The following is a 23,993-nucleotide window of genomic DNA, read 5'->3' as shown; positions in this document are numbered from 1 at the left end:
GTTCATCCATGACTGATTTTCTGCCGTTTACCCGCCCTACCATCGACGAAGAAACCATTGCCGACGTCGCCAACGTGCTGCGCAGCGGCTGGATCACCAGCGGCCCTAAAGTGCAGGCGCTGGAAGCCGGGCTGTCGGCTTATTTCGGCGGGCGGCCGGTGCGCGTGGTCAATTCAGCGACGGGCGCCATGGAAATCGCCCTCAGACTGATGAACATTGGCGCGGGCGATGAAGTGATCACCACGCCGATGACCTGGGTGGCGACCACCAACATCATCATCAACGCCGGCGCCATGCCGGTACTGGTGGATATTGATCCGCGCACGCGCAATATTGATCTGGACAAGGTTGAAGCCGCGATCACCCCGCGCACCAAGGCCATCCTGCCGGTGGATCTGGCCGGTTTGCCAGTCGATCGTGACCGCCTGTATGCGATCGCCAAAAAACACAATCTGCGCGTGCTGGAAGATGCAGCGCAATCGCAAGGCGCCACCTGGGGCGGCCAGCGCGTCGGCAGCTTTGGCGACTTGTGTTCGATCTCGTTCCACCCGAACAAGAACATGACCACCACCGAAGGCGGTGCGCTGGTCATGAATACCGACGAAGAAGTGCGCGAGTTCGTGAAATGGCGACTGCAAGGCGTGACGCGCTTTCCGGACGGCACCATGGATTGCGACCTGCCCGGCGGCAAGTACAACCTCACGGATGTCTCCGCCGCAGTGGGCCTGGGGCAATTGAAGCGTCTGGATGAGTTCAACGCGCGCCGCGCCGAACTGGCCAGACGCTACTTCAAGCTGATCGACCGTGATTTGGGCCTGGAACTGCCGCCCGAGTCTGACGACAGCAACTGGCACATGTTCCAGCCACTGCTGCCGCTCAAGAACATGAGCATCAGCCGTGGCGAGTTTATTGATCGCATGAAAGACCAGGGCATTGGTGTCGGCATTCATTACCCGGCCCTGCATCTGTTCACCCTGTACCGTGAACGCGGTTACAAAGAAGGCATGTATCCGCACGCCGAACACGTGGGCGCGTCCACCGTCAGCCTGCCGCTGTTCCCGGGCATGAAAGACGAAGATGTAGACCGCGTGTGTGCCGCGCTCACTACCGTGCTCAAACCGGTCTTGAAGCGCTGAGCCCCGCGCGGATATCGGTCAGTCAGTGCAAAACGGGCATGACTGCGACATAACAACAATACAATCAACCGGAACCAGGTCGGGCAGCGCCCGGCCTCTTCCACTTACGACGATAGCCAAACCCTTATGAGCCAACCTGAAGTTACGGTCGTTATTCCTGTCTACAACGAAGAAGCGGGTCTACAGGCCCTGTTCGACCGGCTCTACCCGGCGCTGGATGCCCTGGGCAAAAGTTATGAAGTGCTGTTTGTGAATGACGGCAGCCGCGATCGCTCTGCCGGCATGCTGGCTGCGCAGTATGAAAAGCGTCCGGACGTGACGCGCGTGATTTTGCTTAACGGCAACTTTGGCCAGCACCGCGCCATTCTGGCCGGCTTTGAAAACGCCCGTGGCCTGCGCATTGTCACCATGGATGCCGACCTGCAAAACCCGCCGGAAGACGTCGGCACCTTGCTGGCAGAAATGGACAAGGGCCACGATTACGTGGGCTCCATCCGCCGCCAGCGTAATGACTCGGTCTGGCGCCATGTCGCCAGCCGCGCCATGAATCACCTGCGCGAGAAGCTCACCAAGATCAAGATGACCGATCAGGGCTGCATGCTGCGCGCCTATGATCGCCGCATTATCGACCTGATCAACCAATGCGCGGAAATGCATACCTTCATTCCGGCGCTGGCGTATTCGTTCTCGCAAAACCCGACCGAAGTGATTGTCGGCCATGAAGAGCGTCATGCAGGCGAGTCCAAGTATTCGCTCTACAGCCTGATCCGGTTGAATTTTGACTTGATGACCGGGTTCTCTATTGTGCCGCTGCAGGCGTTCTCCATGCTGGGCATGGTGATTTCGTTTTTCTCTGCCGTGCTGGTGCTGGTGCTGATCGGTCGCCGTATTTTCGTCGGGCCGGAAGTCGGCGGTCTGTTCACGCTGTTTGCCATTGCCTTCTTCCTGATCGGGATCACGCTGTTTGGCATCGGCATTCTGGGTGAGTACATCGGCCGGATTTACCACGAAGTTCGCCAGCGGCCGCGTTACCTGATCAGCGCCATTCTGGAAAAGAAGGACGAGGCATGAGTCGCGCCGTTGTTTTTGCTTACCACAACGTTGGCGTGCGCTGCCTGAAGGTGCTGCTGGCCCGCGGTGTCGATGTCGCACTGGTGGTCACGCATGAAGACAACCCCAACGAGAACATCTGGTTTGGTTCCGTGGCCCAGGTCTGCCGGGATTACGATATCCCGTTCATCACGCCAGAGAACCCCAACACACCAGAAGTAGAACAACAGGTTGCCGCGCTGAACGCGGACTTTTTGTTCAGTTTCTACTACCGCAACATGCTGAAAGCCCCGTTGCTGGAGTCCGTCAAACGTGGCGCGTTCAATATGCACGGCTCCCTGCTGCCCAAGTATCGCGGCCGCGTGCCGGTGAACTGGGCCATCATCAAGGGCGAAACCGAAGCCGGTGCCACCTTGCACGTCATGAACGTCAAGCCGGACAATGGCCCGTTGGTGGCGCAGCAAGCCGTACCCATCCTGCCCGATGACACGGCAGAAGAAGTGTTTGTGAAGGTCACTGTCGCAGCAGAACAGTGCCTGTATAACGCCCTGCCGGGTTTACTGGATGGCACGGCTGTTTTCACGCAGCAAGACCTCAGCCAGGGCGGCTACTTTGGTGGCCGCAAGGCGGAAGACGGGCGGATAGACTGGCAACAGTCGGCTACGCAGGTTCATAATCTGGTCCGCGCCGTCACCCATCCGTATCCAGGCGCGTTTACCGACACACCGCATGGTCGTTTGATCCTGTGGCGTACCCGTGTTGTTGCCGGCAACGGCGCCACCGGCCCGGTGGCCCTGTTCAGCGAAGCAGACCGACTGTTTGCCCGCAGTGCCGATGGTAGCGTGCTGCGTGTATTTGATGCCGAACTCGCCGGCCAGACCCTGACGGCTGAAACCCTGACCCGCATTGCGGGCGGGGCGTTGCCGCTGGTTTGAAGCGTGAACGGTCGCCGCCATGGCGCGTCGACCCTGATTTTAAATTGATTGATTAATTTGCTGGTTTCACCTGAGAAGGACAAAGAAGATGAAAAAAGTGCTGATTCTGGGCGTGAACGGTTTTATCGGCCACCACCTGACCAAGCGCATTCTGGAGACTACCGACTGGGAAGTGTTCGGTATGGATATGTTCACTGACAAGATCAGTGAATTCCTGGATCACAAGCGCTTCCACTTCTTTGAAGGTGATATCACCATCAACAAGGAATGGATCGAGTATCACGTGAAGAAGTGTGACGTGGTGCTGCCGCTGGTGGCCATTGCTACCCCGTCCACCTACGTGAACAATCCGCTGCGCGTGTTCGAGCTGGACTTTGAAGCCAACCTGCCGATCGTGCGTCAGGCGCTGCAATACAAGAAGCATCTGGTCTTCCCGTCCACCTCGGAAGTCTATGGCATGTGCCATGACGACGAGTTTGATCCGGAGAACTCCGAACTGATCTGCGGCCCGATCAACAAGCCGCGCTGGATCTACTCCTGCTCCAAGCAGTTGATGGATCGCGTGATCCACGCTTATGGCATGGAACAAGGTCTGAACTACACACTGTTCCGTCCGTTCAACTGGATTGGTGCCGGTCTGGATAACATCCACACCCCGAAGGAAGGCTCCAGCCGCGTGATTACCCAGTTCCTGGGTCACATTGCCCGTGGCGAGACCATCAAGCTGGTCGACGGCGGCCATCAAAAGCGTGCCTTCACTTACATTGATGACGGTATCGATGCGCTGATGAAGATCATCGAAAACAAGGATGGCAAGGCATCGGGCCAGATTTACAACATCGGCAATCCGGTCAACAACTACTCCATCCGCGATCTGGCTTCCATGATGATCGAACTGGCGAAAAAGTATCCGGAATACGCCGATGGCGTCGCCAAGGTGCAAGTGGTTGAAACCACGTCGGGTGAGTACTACGGCAAGGGCTATCAAGACGTGCAAAACCGCGTGCCGAAGATCGACAACACCAAGACCGATCTGAACTGGGCACCGACCACCAGCATGGCTGACGCACTCAAGGGTATTTTTGATGCGTACAAAAACCAGGTTGGCGCTGCCCGCGAACTGGTGGACTGATCTGTTCTGCGGCATGCCTGCAATAGCTTGCCGGCATGCCGCGTGAGTAAGGCAATAAAAAACGGGAGGCTCGCCTCCCGTTTTTTATTGCCAGCACCACCGCATTACTTCGCCTGGCTTTTTCCCGGCAATGGATCAGACACCGGCCATAACTGCCGCACCGGCTGATCAAAGTGGTACAGCATATAACGCTCGGTATCGTCGCCGGGGCGACTTGCCACCGCCACAGGCTCAACGCCCTTGGCCATCGCTGGTAACTGCCCGGAACGGCTTTGTACCAGCAGCCACTGGCAAGACCAGGCATCCGGCATGGTTTCCAGACGGCGTGTACGCATGCCATCGTAGTAATCCAGCAAGGCACGTTGCGGCTCACCCAGCCAGACACTCGCCACGCACTCGTTCTGTGCCACAGGTTTGTCCAGCGCCGGCTTGAGCGCGACAAACACTTCGCGATAGCGCATGCCAAAGTCCAGTGCGGGCAACCACAAGGTAGCAATCGCCCCCCAGATCAGCGTAATCAGCAAGGTCCAGCGCCAGACAAAACCGGCCGGTGTATTGCGCTCTACTCTCCGCCACAAGCCCAGCACCACGGCCACCAGCAAGGCACAAGCCACCCACGCGGCCGGATGCCAGGCAGGCGTCCAGCCCGCAAAGGTGCGGCGCGTCAGCAAAGCCTCTACCGCTGGCGGTGTCCCGGTTGCCAGTGCATAACCACACACCACCCCCGCAGCCAGTAAAAGCGTAGCCAGCAACGCAACCAGAATCGATACGCTGCTCCAGCCACGGGACTGATCCCGATACATGGTCAGCCCGGCCAGCCCCAGCAACACCAGCGGGGCCAGCAAGGGCATGGCGTACAGTTCACGTGCATCCGAGGCCAGGATCAGCACCGACAGGTTGATCATGAAAAACAGCAAAGCCGGGGCCATTGCAACGGACAACTGCACTTTGCCACGCCAGGCGCGCCAAAAGCCCCAGAGCGCCAGTGGCAACGCCGGGAAGGCATACCACGGCAATGTTTTCAGATAGAAGAACCGCGTTGCCGTCGGCCCCAGATGGGCCGTGCCATTGAAGCGGCCAAAGTTGTTGATCGATAGCCACAAGCCAAACAACGCCGGGTCACGCGCATAAAGCTGGCTTACCCATAGCGCTGGCAGCGGCAAACCCACGATCAGTGCAATCACAAACGCAAGGCCGTAGCGGCCGTTGCGGTAACCGGGCACCAGCAGGGGCAACAACACGGCCGTCAATCCCAGGCAGCCGGGCCCAAGCAAGCCCTTGGCCAGAAAAGCCACGGCGCCACCCAGCCCCAGCGCAAGGCCGCCTGCCAGCGGCCGTACCGGTGCCCAGGTCATGCCACAGATACCCCACGCCACCCCGGCAAAGAGCGCCAGGTCGGTCACCATCTGGTGGCCACGCAACGGCAAGCCCAGGCAGCCCAATAGCAGCAATATGGCCCAGCGGCCCGCGCCTTCGCCATAGATACGACGTGCGGCCAGCGCGGAGCCCAGCATGGTCAGTACTAACCAGAAGCCGGCGGTAAGGCGCGCGGCGTCAGGCGGCGACAAGATGTCCCCAAACGCCCGCAGAAACCAGGCCGCGCTGATAAAGAAAATGGGCGGCTTTTCCATGAAGGGTTCGCCGGCCAGCGTGGGCACTACCCAGTCCCCGGTTCTGGCCACGTGCTGGACCAGACCAAAGGTATAGGCCTCATCCGGCTTCCATGGCTCGTGGCCCACCAGCCCTGGCAGGAGCCAGGCCAGCAACAGGATCAGCAGCAACCAGCCAGAGATAGCGGGCAAGCGGTGCGGTAGTTCGCTACCCGCACGGGAGGAAGAAGATAGATTCAGGCTACGCATTCATTTATGGGCAAATAACAGAAGATTTGAAAACGGGGGAACCCGCAGGACGGTGAGAGGCGCAAGGTCACGCCGGATCAATGTGCGTTCAGACCCGGCTGCCACAACACATCGCCCTCACCCTGTGCCCGGTTAGCAACGCGTGCCAGCACAAACAGCAGATCCGAAAGCCGGTTGAGGTAGTGCACCGCTGCATCCGCCACTGCTTGTTCCCGGCGTAGCGCAATCAGGCTGCGCTCTGCCCGGCGGGCAACACAGCGCCCTACGTGCAGCAGGGCTGCGGCGCGGGTGCCGCCAGGCAGGATGAACTCTTTAAGCGGCGGTAGTTCGGCGTTGAAGTCGGCCAGCGCTTCATCCAGGCGCAGCAATTGTGTTTGCGTCATCGCGGTGTGCCCCGGAATACACAACTCACCGCCCAGGTCGAACAAATCGTGCTGCACCCGAACCAGACAGTCACGCACCGCCGCGGGCAGGGTTTCGCACAGCAGCACACCCAGTTGCGAGTTCAGTTCATCCACCTCGCCCAGGGCATGGATACGCAAATCGTCCTTGCTCACGCGTGAGCCGTCGCCCAGACCGGTGGTGCCGTCATCCCCTGTACGCGTGGTGATCTTGCTCAGGCGGTTGCCCATGGGTGTCGCTCCGTATGTTTGCTGTCGTCAGTGGGTTTCATCATGGCCAATCGCCACGTCGACCAGCGTCGGCTGGAGAATGGCCTCCACCGTGGCTGGTGCAAGGGCAACCAGAAACCCGCGTTTGCCACCATTGATGTAGATCTGCGCCAGCGCCGTGATGGATCGCTCCATATACACCGGCATGGCCTTGCGCGTGCCAAACGGCGACGTGCCACCCACCATATAACCAGAATGCTTGTTGGCGATCTCCGGTGTACACGGCCGGATGGTTTTTTTGTGTAGCAACCGTGCCAGGTTCTTGGTCGAGACCTCGCAATCGCCGTGCATCAGCATGATCAACGGCTGCTTGTCTTCGTCTTCCATGATCAGCGTTTTGATCACCGCGTGTTCAGCTACACCCAACTCGCGCGCAGACACCGCCGTGCCGCCTTTTTCTTCGTACTCGTACAGGTGTTCGGTGTAGACGGCCTTGTGTTGCCGCAGGGTGCGGATCGCCGCAGTGACGGGGATTTTTTCACTCATCCTGTTCTCACTTGTTGCCATGACCGGCTTGCCAGCCCGCGAGTTTACCCTGTCAGCACCCGCTGCGGCAGCTTCCTGCTACGGGCCACCCGGTCCTGGCCGGTTTTTCTGGGCCATTTCTGATAGAATACCCGATTGAATCACTCAACTATTGATCACCTCTACCGGTCAGGATCAGCCCGTGCCCCACGCCTTTGCCGAGTCGCCCCTTTCGCCCCGCTTTGCCACCCTGCCGTCGCGCTTTTTTGCGCACGTGCCGCCCACACCTTTGGCGACACCGCAACTGGTGGCATGGAACAGCGCATTGGCCAAAGAACTGGGGCTGCACGCCAACCCCCAGGACCACGCCGGCATTGATGATTATCTGGGCGGCAACCGCATTCTGGACAACACCATGCCGTTGGCGAGTGTGTATTGCGGCCACCAGTTTGGCGTGTACGTCTCGCAACTGGGTGATGGCCGGGCCATCCTGATTGCAGAACTGCCGGATGCACAAGGGCACATCCAGGAAATCCAGCTCAAGGGGGCAGGCCCGACACCGTGGTCACGCCACGCCGATGGGCGGGCGGTGCTGCGCTCCAGCATCCGTGAGTACCTGTGTTCTGAGGCCATGCATGGCCTGGGCATTCCCACCACCCGCGCACTGGCCCTGGTCGCCTCGCCCACACCCGTCTGGCGGGAAACGCGGGAAACCGCCGCCGTGGTCACCCGCGTCGCGCCCACTTTCGTGCGTTTTGGTCACTTTGAGTACTACAGCCATCATGATGAACATGAGCATCTGCGTACCCTCACCGACTGGACCATCCAGCATTTCTATCCGGAATGCGCAGACGCGCCCTCACCCGCGCTTGCTTTGCTGGAGGCGGTGATTGCCCGAACCGCCAGCATGGTTGCGCAATGGCAGGCCGTAGGCTTTTGTCATGGCGTGATGAACACCGACAATATGTCCATTCTGGGCCTGACACTCGATTACGGTCCGTTTGGCTTTATGGATGGGTTTGACGCCCGCCACATCTGCAACCACAGCGACGACAGCGGCCGTTACGCCTACAACCAGCAACCGCAGGTGGCGCTGTGGAACCTCAACGCCCTGGCGCAAGCTTTGCTGCCCTTGCTGGATAAAGAGGCCGCTATTGCCGCCTTGCATCGTTTCCAGGACTTGTTCGAAAGCGCCTTTGCCGACCAGTTCCAGGCCAAACTGGGGCTGGCTGACTGGCAAGATGAAGACTGGACCCTGCTGACCGACCTCCTGAACCTGATGCATGCCAGCCGCACCGACTGGACTACCTTCTGGCGCGATCTGGCCGCGGCCCACGATGACCAGCCATTGGCATCCCCGCTGCGTGACCGTTTTGTGGATCGGGAGGCGTTTGACGCCTGGCTGGCGCTCTATCTGGCGCGCAGCCTGCAAACTGGCCAGAGCCCGGATGAAATTGCCCGCCGCATGCGCGCCGCCAACCCGTTGTATGTGCTGCGAAATCACATGGCGGAGACGGCAATCCGCCTCGCCCAGCAAGGGGATTACAGCGAAGTCAGCCGACTGCATGCCTGCCTTTCACAACCGTTTACCGAAAACCCGGAATTTGCCGCTTATGCTGCACCAGCGCCCGACTGGGCCACAGATCTTTCTGTGTCTTGTTCGTCCTGATATTCCGTTGTAATACGCCTGTCAAAAAAACATGCCGAATGTGATTTACGCGACAGACGCGGGCTGGGATAATCGCGGCCATCCTGCCTCTGTAATCCCTACCTAATGCCCGATCTTTTCAGCGGAATCCCGTTGCACGTTGCTGTCAGCCTGACGCTGGCGCTGTTGTTTGTCCTCTTTTTCGAATTTATCAATGGTTTTCACGATACGGCCAATGCAGTCGCTACCGTGATTTACACCAAATCCATGCCGCCGCATCTGGCGGTGGTGCTCTCGGGTATTTTCAATTTTGCGGGTGTGTTGCTGGGCGGGCTGGGCGTGGCGTATGCCATCGTCCATCTGCTGCCGGTAGACCTCTTGATCAACGTCAGCACCAGCCACGGCCTGATCATGGTGTTTGCGCTGCTGGCTTCCGCCATCTTGTGGAACTTCGGCACCTGGTACCTGGGCCTGCCGGCTTCCAGCTCCCACACGCTGATCGGTTCCATTCTGGGTGTCGGCCTGACCAACGCCTGGCTGACGCACACCTCGGTCAAGGATGGGATCAACTGGGGCAAGGCCGTTGAAATCGGCATGTCGCTGATCATCTCGCCCATTGTCGGTGTGGTATTGGCCGGCACCTTGCTGCTGGTGCTGAAAAAACTGCGCCCGGATTCGGGCATGCACAAGACGCCGGAACAGCGCAAAGGCGTTGACGGCAAAAAACATCCGCCGTTCTGGACCCGCCTTGTGTTGATTCTGTCGGCGCTGGGCGTGAGCTTCGCCCACGGTTCCAACGACGGTCAGAAAGGCATTGGCCTGATCATGCTGGTGTTGATCGGCATTGTGCCGGCCAAATTTGTGGTGGACCTGGATGCCACGGCGTATCAGATCGAACGCACGCGGGACGCCACCATCCACCTGCGGCAGTTCTATCAGCGCAATGCGGCCGCCGCGAACGAGCAACAGGTCAAACTCAGTGATTATCTGGCGCTGGGCAAAGCGCCCACCAGTGACCTGCCCGCCCGTTACAAATGCGATCCGGCACTGACCGAGCCAATGATTGCCGACCTGTTGTCCACGCTCGATGGCGTGCAGTCTTACCGCGACATCACGCCGGATGCACGCAACCGCGTGCGCCGCTCGCTCTTGTGCCTGGACGATACCGCCAAGAAAGTGGGCAGCATGAAATCCATCAGTTCGGGCGAAAAAGCGGATCTCTCCCGCCTGCGCAAAGACCTGACCGCGACCACCGAATACTCGCCTTACTGGGTGATTCTGGCGGTGGCACTGGCCTTGGGTGTCGGCACCATGATTGGCTGGCGCCGCGTGGTACAAACCGTGGGTGAAAAGATCGGCAAGCAAGGCATGACCTATGCGCAAGGCCTGTCGGCCCAGATTACCGCCGCCGTTTCTATCGGCATTGCCAATATCTTTGGTCTGCCCGTATCGACGACGCACGTCCTGTCTTCCGGCGTGGCGGGCACCATGCTGGCCAACCGCAGCGGCCTGCAAGGCGCGACCATCCGCAATATTCTGCTGGCCTGGGTGTTGACCCTGCCTGCCGCCATGGCCCTGGCCGCCGGCATGTTCTGGCTGGCCAGCCGCTTCATTCAGTAATTGGTTGCACTGATTACGAAAATTGACAGATCAAACGGCGCGAACTAACATCGCGCCGTTTTCTTTTTCGGGGTTCTTCCCTTGGAAATCCAGATACAACCCGGTTTCGCCTTGCTTGTTTGCTGATCCGGCTGGACTCTGCTTTTTAGAACTGTCTACGATCTACTGCGCCCGCTCGCCAGATCGTCAACAGGCTCTTGGCCATTGTCCTGCCTGAACGGCGGGATGGTGCGCGTCTTTAAAGATTTGCCTCACCCTCTCCTTGCATTGTGATGATTTCTGTTTTGGCGGCGCAAACCGCCGCGACGGCCTGTGCTGTCGCAACAGCGTCATGACACGTTGCTGTAATGCCGGTCATGACAAGGAGATTGCATGTTCAACGTTTTTACCTTTGATCTGGCCCATTTTGTTCAGTCCCTCGTCGCACTGGTTGTTGCCTTTGTACTGGGCACCGTGATTGGGTACGAGCGCCAGTTCCGCCAACGCACGGCGGGTTTGCGCACCAATACGCTGGTGGCCGTCGCCGCAGCCGCCTTTGTCGATATGGCGTTCCGGCTGGATGGCGCGGGCGGCGCAATCCGCGTGGCGTCCTACGTGGTTTCCGGCGTGGGTTTTCTGGGGGCCGGTGCCATCATGAAAGAAGGCATCAATGTGCGCGGCCTCAACACCGCAGCGACGCTCTGGGGCTCTGCGGCGGTGGGTGCGGCCGCCGGCGTGCGGCAACTGGATGCCGCCCTGCTTTGCGCCATTTTAGTATTGGCCGCCAACACCTTGCTGCGCCCGCTGGTCAACGCCATCAACCGCCAACCGATCAGCGATCGCAGCAGCGAAGTGACCTGGGAGCTGCATGTGGTGGTCGATGGCGAGCAACAAAAGCACGCGCTGGCGCTGATCGACGCCCTGCTTGATCAAGCCCAGTACCCGCTGGGCGACATGGATATCGAGCCGTTTGGCGATGATGACGTCGAGATCACCGCCACGCTGCTGGCGACCTCCGCCAATTCCGCCGAACTGGAGCGGATTGCCAGAAAACTCTCTACGCAGAACTACATCAAGCAGGCGTTCTGGAACTCCAGCACCATGGAGTAAGCTACTCACAGACAATAAAAAAACCGCCTCAAGGGCGGTTTCTTATTTGAGACCTCAAACCGGGGTTAGCGCCCTCAAGCCACCAGCCGCGCAATCGCGCGCTCTACACGGGCCAGCCCCTCTGCAATATCTGCATCCGGCATGACCAGCGACGGCGCAAAGCGCAGCACATCCGGCCCGGCCATCAGGATCATGGCGCCTTCTTCCACGGCAAAGTTCAGCACATCGCGCGCGCGGCCTTTGTACTGGTCATTGAGTTCTGCACCAATCAACAGACCCAGACCACGCACGTCCTTGAATACCGGATAGCGTTTACCGATATCGGCCAGCGTATTACGAATCAGCGCCGCTTTGGCTTCAACGCCACTGAGCACCGCTGGATCGGTAATCACATCCATGACCGCGCCGGCCACTGCACACGCCAGCGGGTTGCCCCCGTAAGTGGTGCCGTGCGTGCCGACAGCCAGGTGTTTGGCCAGGTTTTCCGTGGTCAGCATGGCGCCAATCGGAAAGCCGCCCCCCAGACCCTTGGCGGTGGAAAGGATATCCGGCGTCACGCCGTAATGCTGGTAGGCGAACAACTGGCCGGAGCGGCCGTTGCCGCTTTGCACTTCATCAAAAATCAGGAAGGCATTGTGCTTGTCGCACAGTTCGCGAAGCGCTTGCAGGAACGCTTTGTTTGCCGGGGTGACACCGCCCTCGCCCTGGATGGGCTCAATGATCACGCATGCGGTGTCGTCATCAATCAGTGCCTTGAAGGCATCCAGGTCGTTGTAATCAAAGTGGAAAATGCCTTCCGGCTTGGGGCCGAAACCATCGGAGTACTTGGTCTGGCCGCCCACACACACGGTAAAGAAGGTACGACCGTGGAAGGAGTTATACGCGGCCAGCACTTTGTTTTTCTGCTCGCCAAAACGCTCAATGGCGGCACGGCGCGCCAGCTTGAGCGCGGCTTCGTTCGCCTCGGCACCAGAGTTGCAGAAGAACACGCGCTCGGCAAAGGTGTGCTCGACCAGTTTCTTGGCCAGCGCCAGCGCGGGCTCGTTGGTGAACACATTGGACAAATGCCACAACTTGCTGCCTTGCTCATTCAGCGCTTTCACCAGCGCTGGATGGCAATGCCCCAACGAGTTCACCGCAATACCACCACCAAAGTCGATATATTCACGACCCGCCTGATCCCACACGCGGCTACCTTCGCCACGAACCGGCACAAAAGCCGCGGGCGAGTAATTGGGCACCATGTATTGATCAAAATCGGCTCTGGTAAAAGACATTGCAGTTCCTTTTTGCGTAATCCGGATGAAGGTCGGGTCAGTAGGCACGCCCATTGGGGTTCATTCTAACTGCCATGACGCAAAGCAAAAACTACTAATTTTTGTGAGGCGTGAGGCGTGAGGCGTGAGGCGCACAGATGGTACCGCCGGGATCTGGTGGCCGCGTAAGCAATAGATATGAGTTATGCCAGTCGGGGCCGGTCCGGCGTAAAGGGGTTGCTGGATTCCCGCCAAGGGAGCCGCCGAGGTCGGGAATGACGAGGTGGTGGCGAGAATGCCCCATTCTTGCAGGCAGGCGGTTTGCGGGGTTGGAATGCTGTTGCTGTTGCTGTTGCTGTTGCTGTTGCTGTTGCTGTTGCTGTTGCTGTTGCTGTTGGGGTTGCTTTTGACTTTCCCTCCCCATTAAAGCCAAGCGCCGAAGGAGTGGAGGGAGACCTTAGGCTCCCGACCGACTGAGGGAAGCCCGGAGGGCCGCCCGGCTGGGGTCGCCTTTCTTTGGTTACTTTCTTTGGCGAGGCAAAGAAAGTGACGTGCTCCGGCCACCGCCGGTATCAAAACGCCTTTCAAACCCGCGCCGCAAGGCGCTAACACCCCCAGCGACCTTGTCCAGGCCGGCCACCCCGGATTCCCGCTACCGCTCCATCCGGGCTACGGTACTTGCTGTCGGGCAACCCCCGACATGTAAACCAACCGCGCCGTCAGGCGCTAACAGCGGTTCAAGGTTTCAAAGTCAGCCAAGGTGGATTGTCGCCAAGGCTCCGAATCCACCCTACCCACCCCGCACGCAAAAAAACGGCGCCATTCCGCTGCGCCGTTTTTTTCCCGCATCCCCACAAAACTCACCCTGCGACAGCAGTCTCCCCCGCCAACAGCAACCAGGTCTCAATCACCGTATCCGGATTCAGCGAGATGGTTTCAATCTCCTGCTCCACCAGCCACTGCGCCAGGTCCGGGTGGTCTGACGGCCCCTGGCCGCAGATCCCGACATACTTGCCCCGCGCGCGGCAGGCCTTGATCGCCATCGACAGCATGGCTTTGACTGCCTCATTGCGTTCGTCAAACGAGGCCGAAACCGGGCCGCCGGAATCACGATCAATCCCCAGCGTCAGTTGGGTCATGTCGTTGGAGCCAATGGAGAAACCATCGAAGTAATCCAGGAAGCGGTCCGCCAACACCGCGTTGGACGGGATTTCGCACATCATGATCACCCGCAGCCCATTGTCGCCGCGCTTGAGGCCGTTTTCTGCCAGCAGATCGATCACTTTGGCGGCCTCGGTCAAGGTGCGCACAAACGGGATCATCAGCTCCACGTTGGTCAGACCCATCACGTCGCGCACTTTCTTGGCGGCACGACATTCCAGCTCAAAACAATCGCGGAATGAAGGGTCGATATAACGCGAGGCCCCCCGGAAACCCAGCATCGGGTTTTCTTCATGCGGTTCGTACTGCGGGCCGCCCAACAGATTGGCGTATTCGTTGGACTTGAAGTCCGACAGCCGCACGATCACCTTGCGTGGCCAGAAAGCGGCCGCCAGCGTGGCAATGCCTTCTGCAATCTTGTCGACGTAGAAATCCACTGCGGAACGGTAACCGGCAATGCGCTCTTCCACCTTGGCTTTCAGACCCGGTTCCAGGTTCGGGTAAGCCAGCAGCGCCTTGGGGTGAACACCGATCATGCGGTTGATGATGAATTCCAGCCGCGCCAGACCCACGCCCTCGTTCGGTAACTGGCAGAATTCGAACGCCAGCTCCGGATTGCCGACGTTCATCATCAGCTTGACCGGGGACTTGGGCATTTGCGCCAGCGACACGTCCACGCGCTCAAACTTCAGTAGACCCTGGTAAACATATCCGGCATCGCCCTCGGCACACGAGACGGTCACCTCATCCCCCTCGTGCAGCAGTTGTGTGGCATCACCACACCCGACCACCGCCGGAATACCCAGTTCGCGCGCAATAATGGCCGCGTGGCAGGTGCGGCCGCCCCGGTTGGTCACAATGGCTGCGGCGCGCTTCATCACCGGCTCCCAGTCCGGATCGGTCATGTCGGACACCAGAATATCGCCCGGTTGCACACGGTCCATTTCGGTCACATCGCGGATAATGCGGACTTTGCCGGCGCCAATCTTCTGGCCAATCGCCCGGCCTTCCGTCAACACCGTGCTGCGTTCCTGCATGCGGAACTTGGTCAGCTTGTCAGCAGCCTGTTCCTGGGATTTCACGGTTTCCGGGCGGGCCTGCAGGATGTACAACTTGCCATCGATGCCATCACGGCCCCATTCGATATCCATCGGGCGTTCGTAATGCTGTTCAATGATCAGGGCGTAACGCGCCAGTTCTTCTACCTCGGCGTCAGAGATCGAGAACGCGCGGCGGTCCGCCGGGTCAACCTCGACTGTGCGCACGGATTTGCCGGCTACCGCTTCGGCATTGAATTCCATCTTGAGCGCCTTGCCGCCCAGGTGCTTGCGCACAATGGCCGGCCGCCCGGCTTGCAGGGTGGGCTTGTGCACGTAGAATTCGTCCGGGTTCACCGCGCCTTGCACGACAGTCTCGCCCAAGCCATATGAGGCGGTGACGAACACCACCTGATCGAAACCGGTCTCGGTATCGATAGAAAACATCACCCCGGCGGCGCCCTTGTCCGAACGCACCATGCGCTGGATGCCGGCCGAAAGCGCCACCAGCTTGTGGTCAAACCCCTTGTGAACGCGGTAAGAGATCGCCCGATCGTTGTAAAGGGAGGCGAACACTTCCTTGATGGCATGCAGGATGTTCTGGAAACCCTGAATGTTGAGAAAGGTTTCTTGCTGGCCAGCGAAGGATGCATCCGGCAAGTCTTCTGCCGTGGCGGATGAGCGCACGGCCACCGTTACGTCATCGCCCAGTAGCGCGTAATGCGCGGCGATTTCGTCTTCCAGCGACTTGGGAAATGGCGTGGCGACAATCCACTCGCGAATCTGCTTGCCCACCGCAGCCAGCGACTTCACGTCGTCTACATCCAGCCCTTCCAGGGCGGCGTCGATCCGGTCCGCCAGGCCTTCATGGGCCAGAAACTGGCGATAGGCGTCGGCCGTTGTGGCAAAACCACCCGGTACACGCACGCCTTTTTCGGCAAGTTGGGAGATCATTTCCCCCAAAGATGCGTTCTTGCCGCCGACCTGTTCAACCTGATGCATGCGCAGATGCACAAAGTCGATGACTTGTGCCTGGCCGGTTGCGGCGACGCCGTGGCTCGGAGTGGTATTCATCAGCGGACCTCGTCAGAATGTTGCGTTGCAGAATGGATTGCTCTCATTCTAGGCTGGGGTAAACGATCGCATAGTGGCGATAACCATTACGGGAAAATCCCGCATCGGGAAAGCCCCAATACGCACCAATAGTCTGATTTTTATCGACTTTATGTTACGCGCACCCGCCATCTTTGATCACAATTATGCATGTCAATTGCAATAACTCACATGCGACTGTCTCCCAAACAAAGCCTTACGGGGTTTCAGCAATATGCGGGTAGACGAACTCATTTATGCTGGATAAGTTTATCTTTTGACATGACGGCCGAACGGAGCAGCTGAACCATGCCGCGCACTGCATTTTTCGTCTCAGACCGCACCGGGATTACCGCAGAAATGCTGGGGCATTCTTTATTGACGCAATTTGACGACGTCAATTTCCGCCGCATTGCCCTGCCGTTTATCGATACGCCAGAAAAGGCGCAAGAAGCCGCTGCACGTATCCGCGAACAAGCCGCCGCCGATCAATGCCGGCCGATTGTGTTTACCACCATGGTGGACGAATCACTGCGCAAGATTACGCACGTGGCCGAAGCGCTGACGCTGGATTTTTTTGAAATCTTTATCAGTCCGCTGGAGCAGGAATTAGGGCGTGAATCCTCCCATACTGTGGGGCGTTCACACGGCATTTCCAATTTTGAAGAATACAAAACCCGGATTGACGCAGTTAATTTCGCCATTAGCCATGACGATGGCGTCATGCCGCGTGATTTGAATGAAGCCGACATTATCCTGATTGGTGTTTCCCGCTCGGCCAAAACGCCAACGTGTTTGTATCTGGCGCTGCAATATGGCATCAAAGCCGCCAATTACCCGCTGACGCCGGAAGACTTCGGCGCGCACACGCTACCGCGCCTGTTGTTGCCCTATCGCACCAAGCTGTTTGGCCTGACCATTGACCCGGACCGTTTGTCCCAGATACGGGAAGAACGCAAACCAGGCAGCCGCTACGCCGCGCTGGATAACTGCCAGTTTGAAGTCTCGGAAGCCGAAGCCTTGATGCGCCACGTGGGCGTGCCCTATCTGAGTTCAACGACCCGGTCGATTGAAGAACTGGCCACCACCATCATGCACCGCACCGGCCTGACCCGGCGTACCTTCTAACCCGATTTGCCATTGCATCCGGCCCCGCGCCTGGAGTTGTTTCATGATACGCACCGCTTTTTTTGTATCTGGCCGCACCGCGATTACCGCAGAGATTCTGGGGCACAGCCTGATCACGCAGTTTGATGATGTGAATTTCCGCCGGATTGTGCTGCCGTTTATTGATACGGAAGAAAAAGCCTTGCAAGCCGTCGCCCAGATCAAGGCCCAGGCCGAGGCAGACCAGTGCCGGCCAGTGGTGTTCTCTACCTTTATCAGCGAGAACCTGCGCAAACTCTTTGTGATGGACGAGGCGTTAACGCTGGATTTCTTTGAGACCTTTATCGGCCCGCTGGAAAAAGAACTGGAACGCCAGTCCAGCCACACCGCTGGCAAGGTACACGCCATCAGTAATTTTGAGGAATACAAACACCGGATCGATGCGGTGAACTTCGCCACCACGCATGATGACGGCGGTATGGCGAAAAACCTGCAAGATGCAGACGTGATCCTGGTGGGCGTCTCCCGCTCCGGCAAAACCCCGACGTGTCTTTATCTGGCGCTGCAATATGGCATCAAGGCCGCCAACTACCCATTTACACCGGAAGACTTTGCCGATCACCGCCTGCCCAAGCCCTTGCACCCGTTTCGCAACAAGTTGATCGGTATCACGATTGAACCGCAGCGCTTGTCGCAGATCAGGCAGTCACGCAAACCAGACAGTCAATACGCGCAACTGTCCACCTGCGAGCAGGAAGTCAAACTGGCGGAAAGCCTGATGCAGCATGAGCGCATTCCGTTTTTGAATACCACGCGACTGTCGATTGAAGAGTTGTCGACCACCATCATGCTCAAGGCAGGGTTGAAGCGGCGGTGTTATTGAGTGTGAGGTGTGAGGTGTGAGGTGTGAGGTGTGAGGTGTGAGGTGTGAGGTGTGAGGTGTGAGGTGTGAGGTGTGAGGTGTGCCAGATTGTGTGTCCACTTCATCATGCCTCGCAAACCAATACTTCGTCATTCCGGTCCTCGGCGGCCCCCTTGCGCCGGAATCCAGGTGTAAACAGGTGTGCCGCAGGCACTGACAATGGTTTATCAAATGGTTTGCCAGTGTCTGCCCACCTTTGGTGGGCGGACTGGATTCCGGCTCAAGGCCGGAATGACGAGTCCGGGGTATGCATCCTTCCCCCTCCTCACTCCTCACTCCTCACTCCTCACTCCTCACTCCTCACTCCTCACTCCTCACTCCTCACTCCTCACTCCTCAACCTTTCAGCAAATGACATCCCCAACTTCCGCACCAGGTCTGGAGACGGTACACTCTCGCCTTTGAACGTCCAGCCCGTTGCCCTCTATGTCCCGCTCCCGTACTGAAGCGTCTGCTTTTGAATTCAAGAATATCGGGCTCAAGCTGCTGACCTTTGTGCCAGCCACGACAGATATCACCGAGCTGGAAACCGGTTTGCAGGCCAAACTGGGTGGCCGGGATCACATGCTGACCGGTGATCAACTGGCGATTGATTTCAATCAGTTGCCACAAACGCCCACAGCACTGGATATCTCCGCCATGATCACGTTGTTGCGCCAGTTCGGCCTGCAACCCGTAGGCGCTTATGGCGGCAATGAAGCGCAGCAAACTGCCGCGCGCGAGGCCGGACTGGTGGTGTTGTCGGATGATGCAATCAGCCTGCCCGTCGCGGCGCCTGCCGCTGCACCGGTGCAGGTTGAGCGCACGCCCACCATGGTGATTACCCGTCCGGTGCGGACCGGCCAGCAGGTCTACGCCAAGGATGCCGACCTGGTGGTGATGGCGCTGGTTTCCAATGGCGCAGAAGTGATTGCCGATGGCAATATCCACGTTTACGCGCCGCTGCGCGGCCGGGCGCTGGCTGGCGCACGGGGCGATGCCAATGCCCGCATTTTCACCACCTGCATGGAAGCCGAGCTGGTCTCTATTGCCGGTGTCTACCGCACACTCGATGAATCACTGCCTGCCTCGCTCAAATCAAAGCCGGCGCAAGTGTTGCTAAACGAAGACAAACTCGTGATTGAAACGCTGACGCTGTCGTAGACGGCGCCGGCTGCTTTATACATGTACAGTCAGACTGAACACTGACTTGACCGAATCCAGACCTACAGGGGTTTTTTGTGGCCAAAATCATTGTTGTCACCTCCGGCAAGGGCGGCGTGGGTAAAACCACCACCAGCGCCAGTTTTGCTTCCGGGCTTGCGTTACGCGGCTTCAAGACCGCCGTTATCGATTTTGACGTGGGCCTGCGTAATCTTGACCTGATCATGGGGTGCGAGCGCCGCGTGGTGTACGACTTCGTCAACGTCATTCAGGGGGAAGCCTCCCTGCGTCAGGCGCTGATCAAGGACAAGAACTGCGACAATCTGTTTATCCTGCCCGCGTCACAAACGCGCGACAAGGAAGCCTTGTCCAAAGAAGGCGTGGAAAAAGTGCTCAAGGAGCTGACCCACGACGGTTTTGACTACATCATTTGCGACAGCCCGGCCGGCATTGAAACCGGTGCTTTCCTGGCGTTGTACTTTGCGGATGAAGCCATTGTCACGACCAACCCGGAAGTCTCTTCGGTCCGTGACTCTGACCGCATCATTGGCATTCTGGATGCCAAGTCCAAAAAAGCGGAAGAAGGCGGCACGGTCAAGACGCACCTGCTGATTACCCGTTACTCGCCCAAGCGGGTGGACAGCGGCGAGATGCTGTCGCTCGACGATGTGCAACATTTGCTGCGCATTTCGCTGATTGGCGTGATCCCGGAATCCGAAACCGTGCTGCAGGCTTCAAACTCGGGTACGCCAGCCATCCATAACGAAGGTTCCGATGTGTCGGAAGCCTACAAGGACGTCGTTGCCCGCTTCCTGGGCGAAGACAAGCCGCTGCGTTTTGTTGAAGTACCGAAGCAGCCGTTCTGGAAACGACTGTTCGGAGGTTAAGCCATGTCGATTCTGAGTTATTTCTTTGGCGAGAAGAAAAAAACCGCCACCGTAGCGCGCGAGCGTTTGCAAATCATTCTGGCGCATGAGCGTGCTGGCCGTGATACGCCGGACTATCTGCCCCAGTTGCAAAAAGAACTGATCGCCGTCATTTCCAAATATGTCGCCATTAATCCGGATGACATCAAGGTCCAGCTGGAAAAGAAAGACGATTTCGAAGTGCTTGAAGTGAATATCGTTCTGCCCGAGCCTGCCCGGCGTTAATCGGCCTAAAATACACATATCAATGTGACCGGCAGAGAGGCGATCGCCTCTCTTGTCTTTTGCGCAGTCGGTAAACCCGTTGCGCCGATCTGGGAATACACACTATGTCTGTCGCCATCAGAACCCCGGAAGAAATCGAAAAAATGCGCGTGGCCGGCCGGCTGGGCGCAGAACTGCTCGACTTCATTACCCCGCACGTCAAACCGGGCGTGACCACAGAAGAGCTGGACCGGCTGTGCCATGACTATATGGTTAACGTCCAGCACACTGTGCCGGCACCGCTGGGCTATCAACCCCCGGGTTACACGCCCTACCCCAAATCCATCTGTACATCCATCAACAACGTGATCTGTCACGGCATTCCCAACGACAAACCGTTGAAGAATGGCGACACCGTCAACATTGACGTCACCGTCATCAAGGACGGCTATCACGGCGATAACAGCCGCATGTTCATGGTGGGCGACAAAGTGCCTGCCCACGCAAAACGGCTGGCGCAGGTGACGTTTGACTGCATGTGGATTGGCATCGAACAGATCAAGCCAGGCGCACATCTGGGCGATATTGGTGAGGCCATCCAGCGTTATGCGGAAAAAGCCGGTTACTCGGTGGTGCGCGAGTTCTGCGGGCACGGCATTGGTGATCATTTTCATGAAGACCCGCAGGTGTTGCACTACGGTAAAGCCGGAACGGGGATTGAGCTGGAACCGGGCATGATCTTTACCGTGGAACCGATGATCAATCTGGGCAAGCGTGAAATTCGCGCCATGCCGGATGGCTGGACCATTGTGACCAAAGACCGCTCGCTATCGGCACAGTATGAACACACGGTGCTGGTCACCGACACGGGCTATGAGATCCTGACCATGTCTGCCGGTGTACAACCCAAACCTGAAAAATATCTGCTGGCTTAACCGGTAAAACCCATGACCGCCCTGCGTTCCGTTATCGCCCTGCGCGAACACCATGCGGCCCAGAAAGCCGAGTTGCATCGCAAGTTCAGCGACCCGGCCAAAGCCGCGCCGCTGTTACAGGCACTGGCCCACCTGACGGATCGCACCCTGGGCGAGTTATGGGATAGACACGGGTTTGCCGGCGACGTACTGCTGGTGGCCGTCGGCGGCTACGGACGCGGCGAGTTGTACCCGTTTTCCGATATCGACCTCCTGATCTTGTTGCCGGATCAACCTGATCCGGCCCTGCTGGAAAAGCTGGAGGTCTTTATTGGGGAGTTGTGGGATATCGGCCTGGAAGTGGGCCATAGCGTGCGCACGCTATCCGATTGCCTGGCCGAAGCGGAAAAAGACATCACCGTGCAAACGGCGCTGCTGGAGTCCCGCTGCCTGTGTGGCGACCGGCAGCGTTTTGCCGATTTCCGCGATACGGTTTACCGCCATATCGACCCCAAAGAATTTTTTGATGCCAAGCTGCTGGAACAACAGGCGCGGTATGCGCGTTTCCAGAACGCCACTTACAAGCTTGAACCCAACGTCAAAGAAGCACCGGGCGGCCTCAGAGACCTGCACCTGATTGGCTGGATTGCCTCTGCGCTGGGGCTGGGCAATAACTGGCGCAAGCTGGCGGCCATGGGCATGCTCACCCATGAAGAAAGCCAGAAACTGCGCCGGGCCGAGCGCGTGCTGCGGTGTATCCGCATCCAGTTGCACTGGACTGCCAAGCGCCACGAAGACCGCATCCTGTTTGATTATCAGAACCCGATGGCGGCTGATTTTGGGTATGTGGACAACCAGAAGCAGCGCGCCAGCGAGCAGTTGATGGCGCAGTACTATCTGGCTGCGCGCATTGTCAGTCAGCTCACGCCCTTGCTGGTGCGCGCACTGCGTACACGGATTTTTTCGCAAATCGGCGTCGAAGTCACCCCGTTGAACGAGCGTTTCCAGTTACGCGGGCCGGTGCTGGAGATCTCCCGGCCGGACGTGTTCCAGCAAGACCCGTCCGCCATCCTGGAGTTGTTCCTGGTGTTTGAACAGGAAAACTACGCCGCTGATATTGCCCCGGAAACCCTGCGGGCACTGTGGCATGCCCGCGCGCGCATTGATGACGAATTTCGCGCCAACCCGCGTAACAGGCAATTGTTTATCGACCTGTTCCGCCAACCGGCCGGGTTGACACGCATCATGCGCCGCATGAACCAGTATGGCGTGCTGGGCCGTTATATTCCGGAGTTCGGCAAGATCGTCGGGCGGATGCAGCACGACCTTTTTCATGTCTATACGGTCGATGAGCACACCTTGATGGTGCTACGCAATGTGCGCCGCTTTGCCATTGCCGCATTCACGCATGAATACCCGTTCTGCTCCCGGCTGCTGGCCGAGTTTGCCCGGCCGGAAGCGCTCTATATCGCCGCCCTGTTCCACGATATCGGCAAGGGGCGCGGTGGCGATCACTCGGAACTGGGCGAACACATTGCCGCAGACTTCTGCAACGAACACCCGCTGGATCCGGAAGATCGCAAGCTGATCCCGTGGCTGGTCAAACACCACCTGGTCATGTCCTCTTTCGCGCAAAAACGCGACGTGTACGATCCTGAGGTGATTGAAGAGTTTGCCAATCTGGTCGGTGATCAGCGTCACCTGGCTGGCCTGTACCTGCTGACCGTGGCCGATATACGCGGTACCAGCCCCAAAGTCTGGAATGCCTGGAAGGCCAAGTTGCTGGAAGACCTGTACAAGGCCACGCAGCGCTTTCTGAGTGCCCGCAGTATGCCGGTGCAATCCTGGCTGGAGGACAGGCAAGCAGAGGCGCTGCGCCTGTTACGACTGTACGGCTTGCGTGACGATGCCCACCAGGCCTTCTGGGACCAACTCGACACCATTTACTTTTTGCGGCACGACGCGCGCGAGATTGCCTGGCATACCCGCCAGCTATTCGCCCGCATCGACACCGATGTCCCCGTGGTCCGCGCCAAGTTGTCCGAATCGGGCGAAGGCTTGCAAGTCATGGTGTACACCAAGGATGTGGCCGATCTGTTTGCCCGCATCTGCGCTTTCTTTGAGAAGGCCGGGTATTCGATTTTCGACGCGCATATCCACACCACCCGCCATGGCTACGCGCTGGACAGTTTCTATGTCTATATCCCGGACCACCAGAAAGACGGCTACCGCGATCTGATCGGCTACGTGGAGTATGAACTGGCCAACCAGATCGCCCGTCAGGCCCCGCTGACCGCGCCGGGCAAAGCGCGGCTGTCCCGACAACTCAAACACTTCCCCATTCAGCCGCGTGTGGAAATCAGCGCAGATGAGCGAGGTGGCAAGTATCAGGTGTTGTCGATCACGGCGGGGGACCGTACCGGTCTGTTGTCAACCATCGCCGGCATCCTGGCCCTGAACCGCATTGAAATCCAGTCCGCCAAGATCATGACCCTGGGTGAACGCGCAGAAGATAACTTCCTGATTTCCGGGCAGATTCTCAGCGATGAGCGTGCAGTGCGGCACCTGGAAGGCGACCTGCTGGCCGCGCTGCAACTGTAAACCGGTGCTGACCACAACAAAACACC

General features: G+C 58.5%; 19 protein-coding genes. 14 read left to right on the top strand and 5 right to left on the bottom strand.

Annotation, left to right across the window (positions count from 1 at the left end; all coding sequences use genetic code 11):
* Positions 1-8: 8 nt before the first annotated feature.
* From HNQ50_RS03630 to HNQ50_RS03615, 4 genes are all read left to right on the top strand, one after another.
* Complete coding sequence (locus HNQ50_RS03630; RefSeq protein ID WP_184097636.1) at positions 9-1,136, top strand: DegT/DnrJ/EryC1/StrS family aminotransferase; 1,128 nt, start codon at positions 9-11, stop codon at positions 1,134-1,136.
* A gap of 126 nt (positions 1,137-1,262) precedes the next feature.
* The gene (locus tag HNQ50_RS03625; protein WP_184097634.1) at positions 1,263-2,207 is read left to right on the top strand and encodes a glycosyltransferase; all 945 of its coding nucleotides are present in this window, start codon (positions 1,263-1,265) and stop codon (positions 2,205-2,207) included.
* Complete coding sequence (locus tag HNQ50_RS03620) at positions 2,204-3,121, top strand: formyltransferase (RefSeq protein WP_184097632.1); 918 nt, start codon at positions 2,204-2,206, stop codon at positions 3,119-3,121. The genes HNQ50_RS03625 and HNQ50_RS03620 overlap by 4 nt, the downstream gene beginning before the upstream one ends.
* An 88-nt stretch (positions 3,122-3,209) precedes the next feature.
* Positions 3,210-4,253: a bifunctional UDP-4-keto-pentose/UDP-xylose synthase gene (locus HNQ50_RS03615; RefSeq protein ID WP_184097630.1), complete on the top strand. Its 1,044-nt coding sequence runs from the start codon at positions 3,210-3,212 to the stop codon at positions 4,251-4,253.
* Positions 4,254-4,357: 104 nt separating this feature from the next.
* Here HNQ50_RS03615 and HNQ50_RS03610 read toward each other — a convergent pair whose 3' ends face one another.
* The 3 genes from HNQ50_RS03610 to HNQ50_RS03600 all read right to left on the bottom strand — a co-directional run bounded on the left by HNQ50_RS03610 (position 4,358) and on the right by HNQ50_RS03600 (position 7,269).
* The gene (locus HNQ50_RS03610) at positions 4,358-6,112 is read right to left on the bottom strand and encodes an ArnT family glycosyltransferase (protein ID WP_184097628.1); all 1,755 of its coding nucleotides are present in this window, start codon (positions 6,110-6,112) and stop codon (positions 4,358-4,360) included.
* A 77-nt stretch (positions 6,113-6,189) separates the two neighbouring features.
* Positions 6,190-6,744: a cob(I)yrinic acid a,c-diamide adenosyltransferase gene (locus HNQ50_RS03605; RefSeq protein ID WP_184097626.1), complete on the bottom strand. Its 555-nt coding sequence runs from the start codon at positions 6,742-6,744 to the stop codon at positions 6,190-6,192.
* A gap of 27 nt (positions 6,745-6,771) precedes the next feature.
* Complete coding sequence (locus tag HNQ50_RS03600; RefSeq protein ID WP_184097624.1) at positions 6,772-7,269, bottom strand: aminoacyl-tRNA deacylase; 498 nt, start codon at positions 7,267-7,269, stop codon at positions 6,772-6,774.
* 181 nt (positions 7,270-7,450) lie between these two features.
* Between HNQ50_RS03600 and HNQ50_RS03595 the strand changes: the two genes are divergently transcribed.
* The 3 genes from HNQ50_RS03595 (at position 7,451) to HNQ50_RS03585 (ending at position 11,605) form a co-directional block, all read left to right on the top strand.
* On the top strand, positions 7,451-8,917 hold the full coding sequence (locus HNQ50_RS03595; protein WP_184097622.1) for a protein adenylyltransferase SelO: 1,467 nt from the start codon (positions 7,451-7,453) through the stop codon (positions 8,915-8,917).
* A 105-nt stretch (positions 8,918-9,022) separates the two neighbouring features.
* Positions 9,023-10,516: an inorganic phosphate transporter gene (locus HNQ50_RS03590; protein ID WP_184097620.1), complete on the top strand. Its 1,494-nt coding sequence runs from the start codon at positions 9,023-9,025 to the stop codon at positions 10,514-10,516.
* 372 nt (positions 10,517-10,888) lie between these two features.
* Complete coding sequence (locus tag HNQ50_RS03585; RefSeq protein WP_184097618.1) at positions 10,889-11,605, top strand: MgtC/SapB family protein; 717 nt, start codon at positions 10,889-10,891, stop codon at positions 11,603-11,605.
* Between the two features lie 74 nt (positions 11,606-11,679).
* Here the strand turns inward: HNQ50_RS03585 and HNQ50_RS03580 are convergent, their stop codons facing one another.
* Both HNQ50_RS03580 and ppsA read right to left on the bottom strand, forming a co-directional pair.
* Positions 11,680-12,882 (bottom strand): aspartate aminotransferase family protein, encoded by a 1,203-nt coding sequence (locus HNQ50_RS03580; RefSeq protein WP_184097615.1) that lies wholly within the window; start codon positions 12,880-12,882, stop codon positions 11,680-11,682.
* 839 nt (positions 12,883-13,721) lie between these two features.
* Positions 13,722-16,133, bottom strand: coding sequence for a phosphoenolpyruvate synthase (gene ppsA / locus HNQ50_RS03575; protein ID WP_184097613.1), 2,412 nt, complete (start codon positions 16,131-16,133; stop codon positions 13,722-13,724).
* Positions 16,134-16,460: 327 nt separating this feature from the next.
* On the opposite strand from ppsA, the gene ppsR (HNQ50_RS03570) reads away from it, so the two are divergent.
* The 7 genes from ppsR (HNQ50_RS03570) to HNQ50_RS03540 all read left to right on the top strand — a co-directional run bounded on the left by ppsR (HNQ50_RS03570) (position 16,461) and on the right by HNQ50_RS03540 (position 23,967).
* Positions 16,461-17,279 carry a posphoenolpyruvate synthetase regulatory kinase/phosphorylase PpsR gene (ppsR, locus tag HNQ50_RS03570; RefSeq protein WP_184097611.1) on the top strand — a complete coding sequence of 273 codons (819 nt, stop codon included), beginning with the start codon at positions 16,461-16,463 and terminating at the stop codon, positions 17,277-17,279.
* A gap of 43 nt (positions 17,280-17,322) precedes the next feature.
* Positions 17,323-18,141 carry a posphoenolpyruvate synthetase regulatory kinase/phosphorylase PpsR gene (gene ppsR / locus HNQ50_RS03565; protein ID WP_184097609.1) on the top strand — a complete coding sequence of 273 codons (819 nt, stop codon included), beginning with the start codon at positions 17,323-17,325 and terminating at the stop codon, positions 18,139-18,141.
* Positions 18,142-18,605: 464 nt separating this feature from the next.
* On the top strand, positions 18,606-19,322 hold the full coding sequence (minC, locus tag HNQ50_RS03560) for a septum site-determining protein MinC (RefSeq protein WP_184097607.1): 717 nt from the start codon (positions 18,606-18,608) through the stop codon (positions 19,320-19,322).
* A 77-nt stretch (positions 19,323-19,399) separates the two neighbouring features.
* Entirely contained in the window at positions 19,400-20,209 is an 810-nt protein-coding gene (gene minD, locus HNQ50_RS03555; RefSeq protein ID WP_184097605.1) for a septum site-determining protein MinD, read from the top strand.
* 3 nt (positions 20,210-20,212) lie between these two features.
* Positions 20,213-20,473: a cell division topological specificity factor MinE gene (gene minE / locus HNQ50_RS03550; RefSeq protein ID WP_184097603.1), complete on the top strand. Its 261-nt coding sequence runs from the start codon at positions 20,213-20,215 to the stop codon at positions 20,471-20,473.
* Between the two features lie 104 nt (positions 20,474-20,577).
* A complete protein-coding gene (gene map, locus HNQ50_RS03545; protein WP_184097601.1) occupies positions 20,578-21,387 on the top strand; it encodes a type I methionyl aminopeptidase in 810 nt (269 codons plus the stop codon).
* A 12-nt stretch (positions 21,388-21,399) separates the two neighbouring features.
* Positions 21,400-23,967 carry a [protein-PII] uridylyltransferase gene (locus HNQ50_RS03540; protein WP_184097599.1) on the top strand — a complete coding sequence of 856 codons (2,568 nt, stop codon included), beginning with the start codon at positions 21,400-21,402 and terminating at the stop codon, positions 23,965-23,967.
* The last annotated feature ends 26 nt before the right edge of the window (positions 23,968-23,993 follow it).

The organism is Silvimonas terrae (assembly GCF_014202765.1).
GTDB classification, from domain to species: Bacteria; Pseudomonadota; Gammaproteobacteria; order Burkholderiales; family Chitinibacteraceae; genus Silvimonas; species Silvimonas terrae.
The sequence above is the reverse complement of the archived record's forward strand: the minus strand, read 5'-3'. Positions and strand labels throughout refer to the sequence as shown.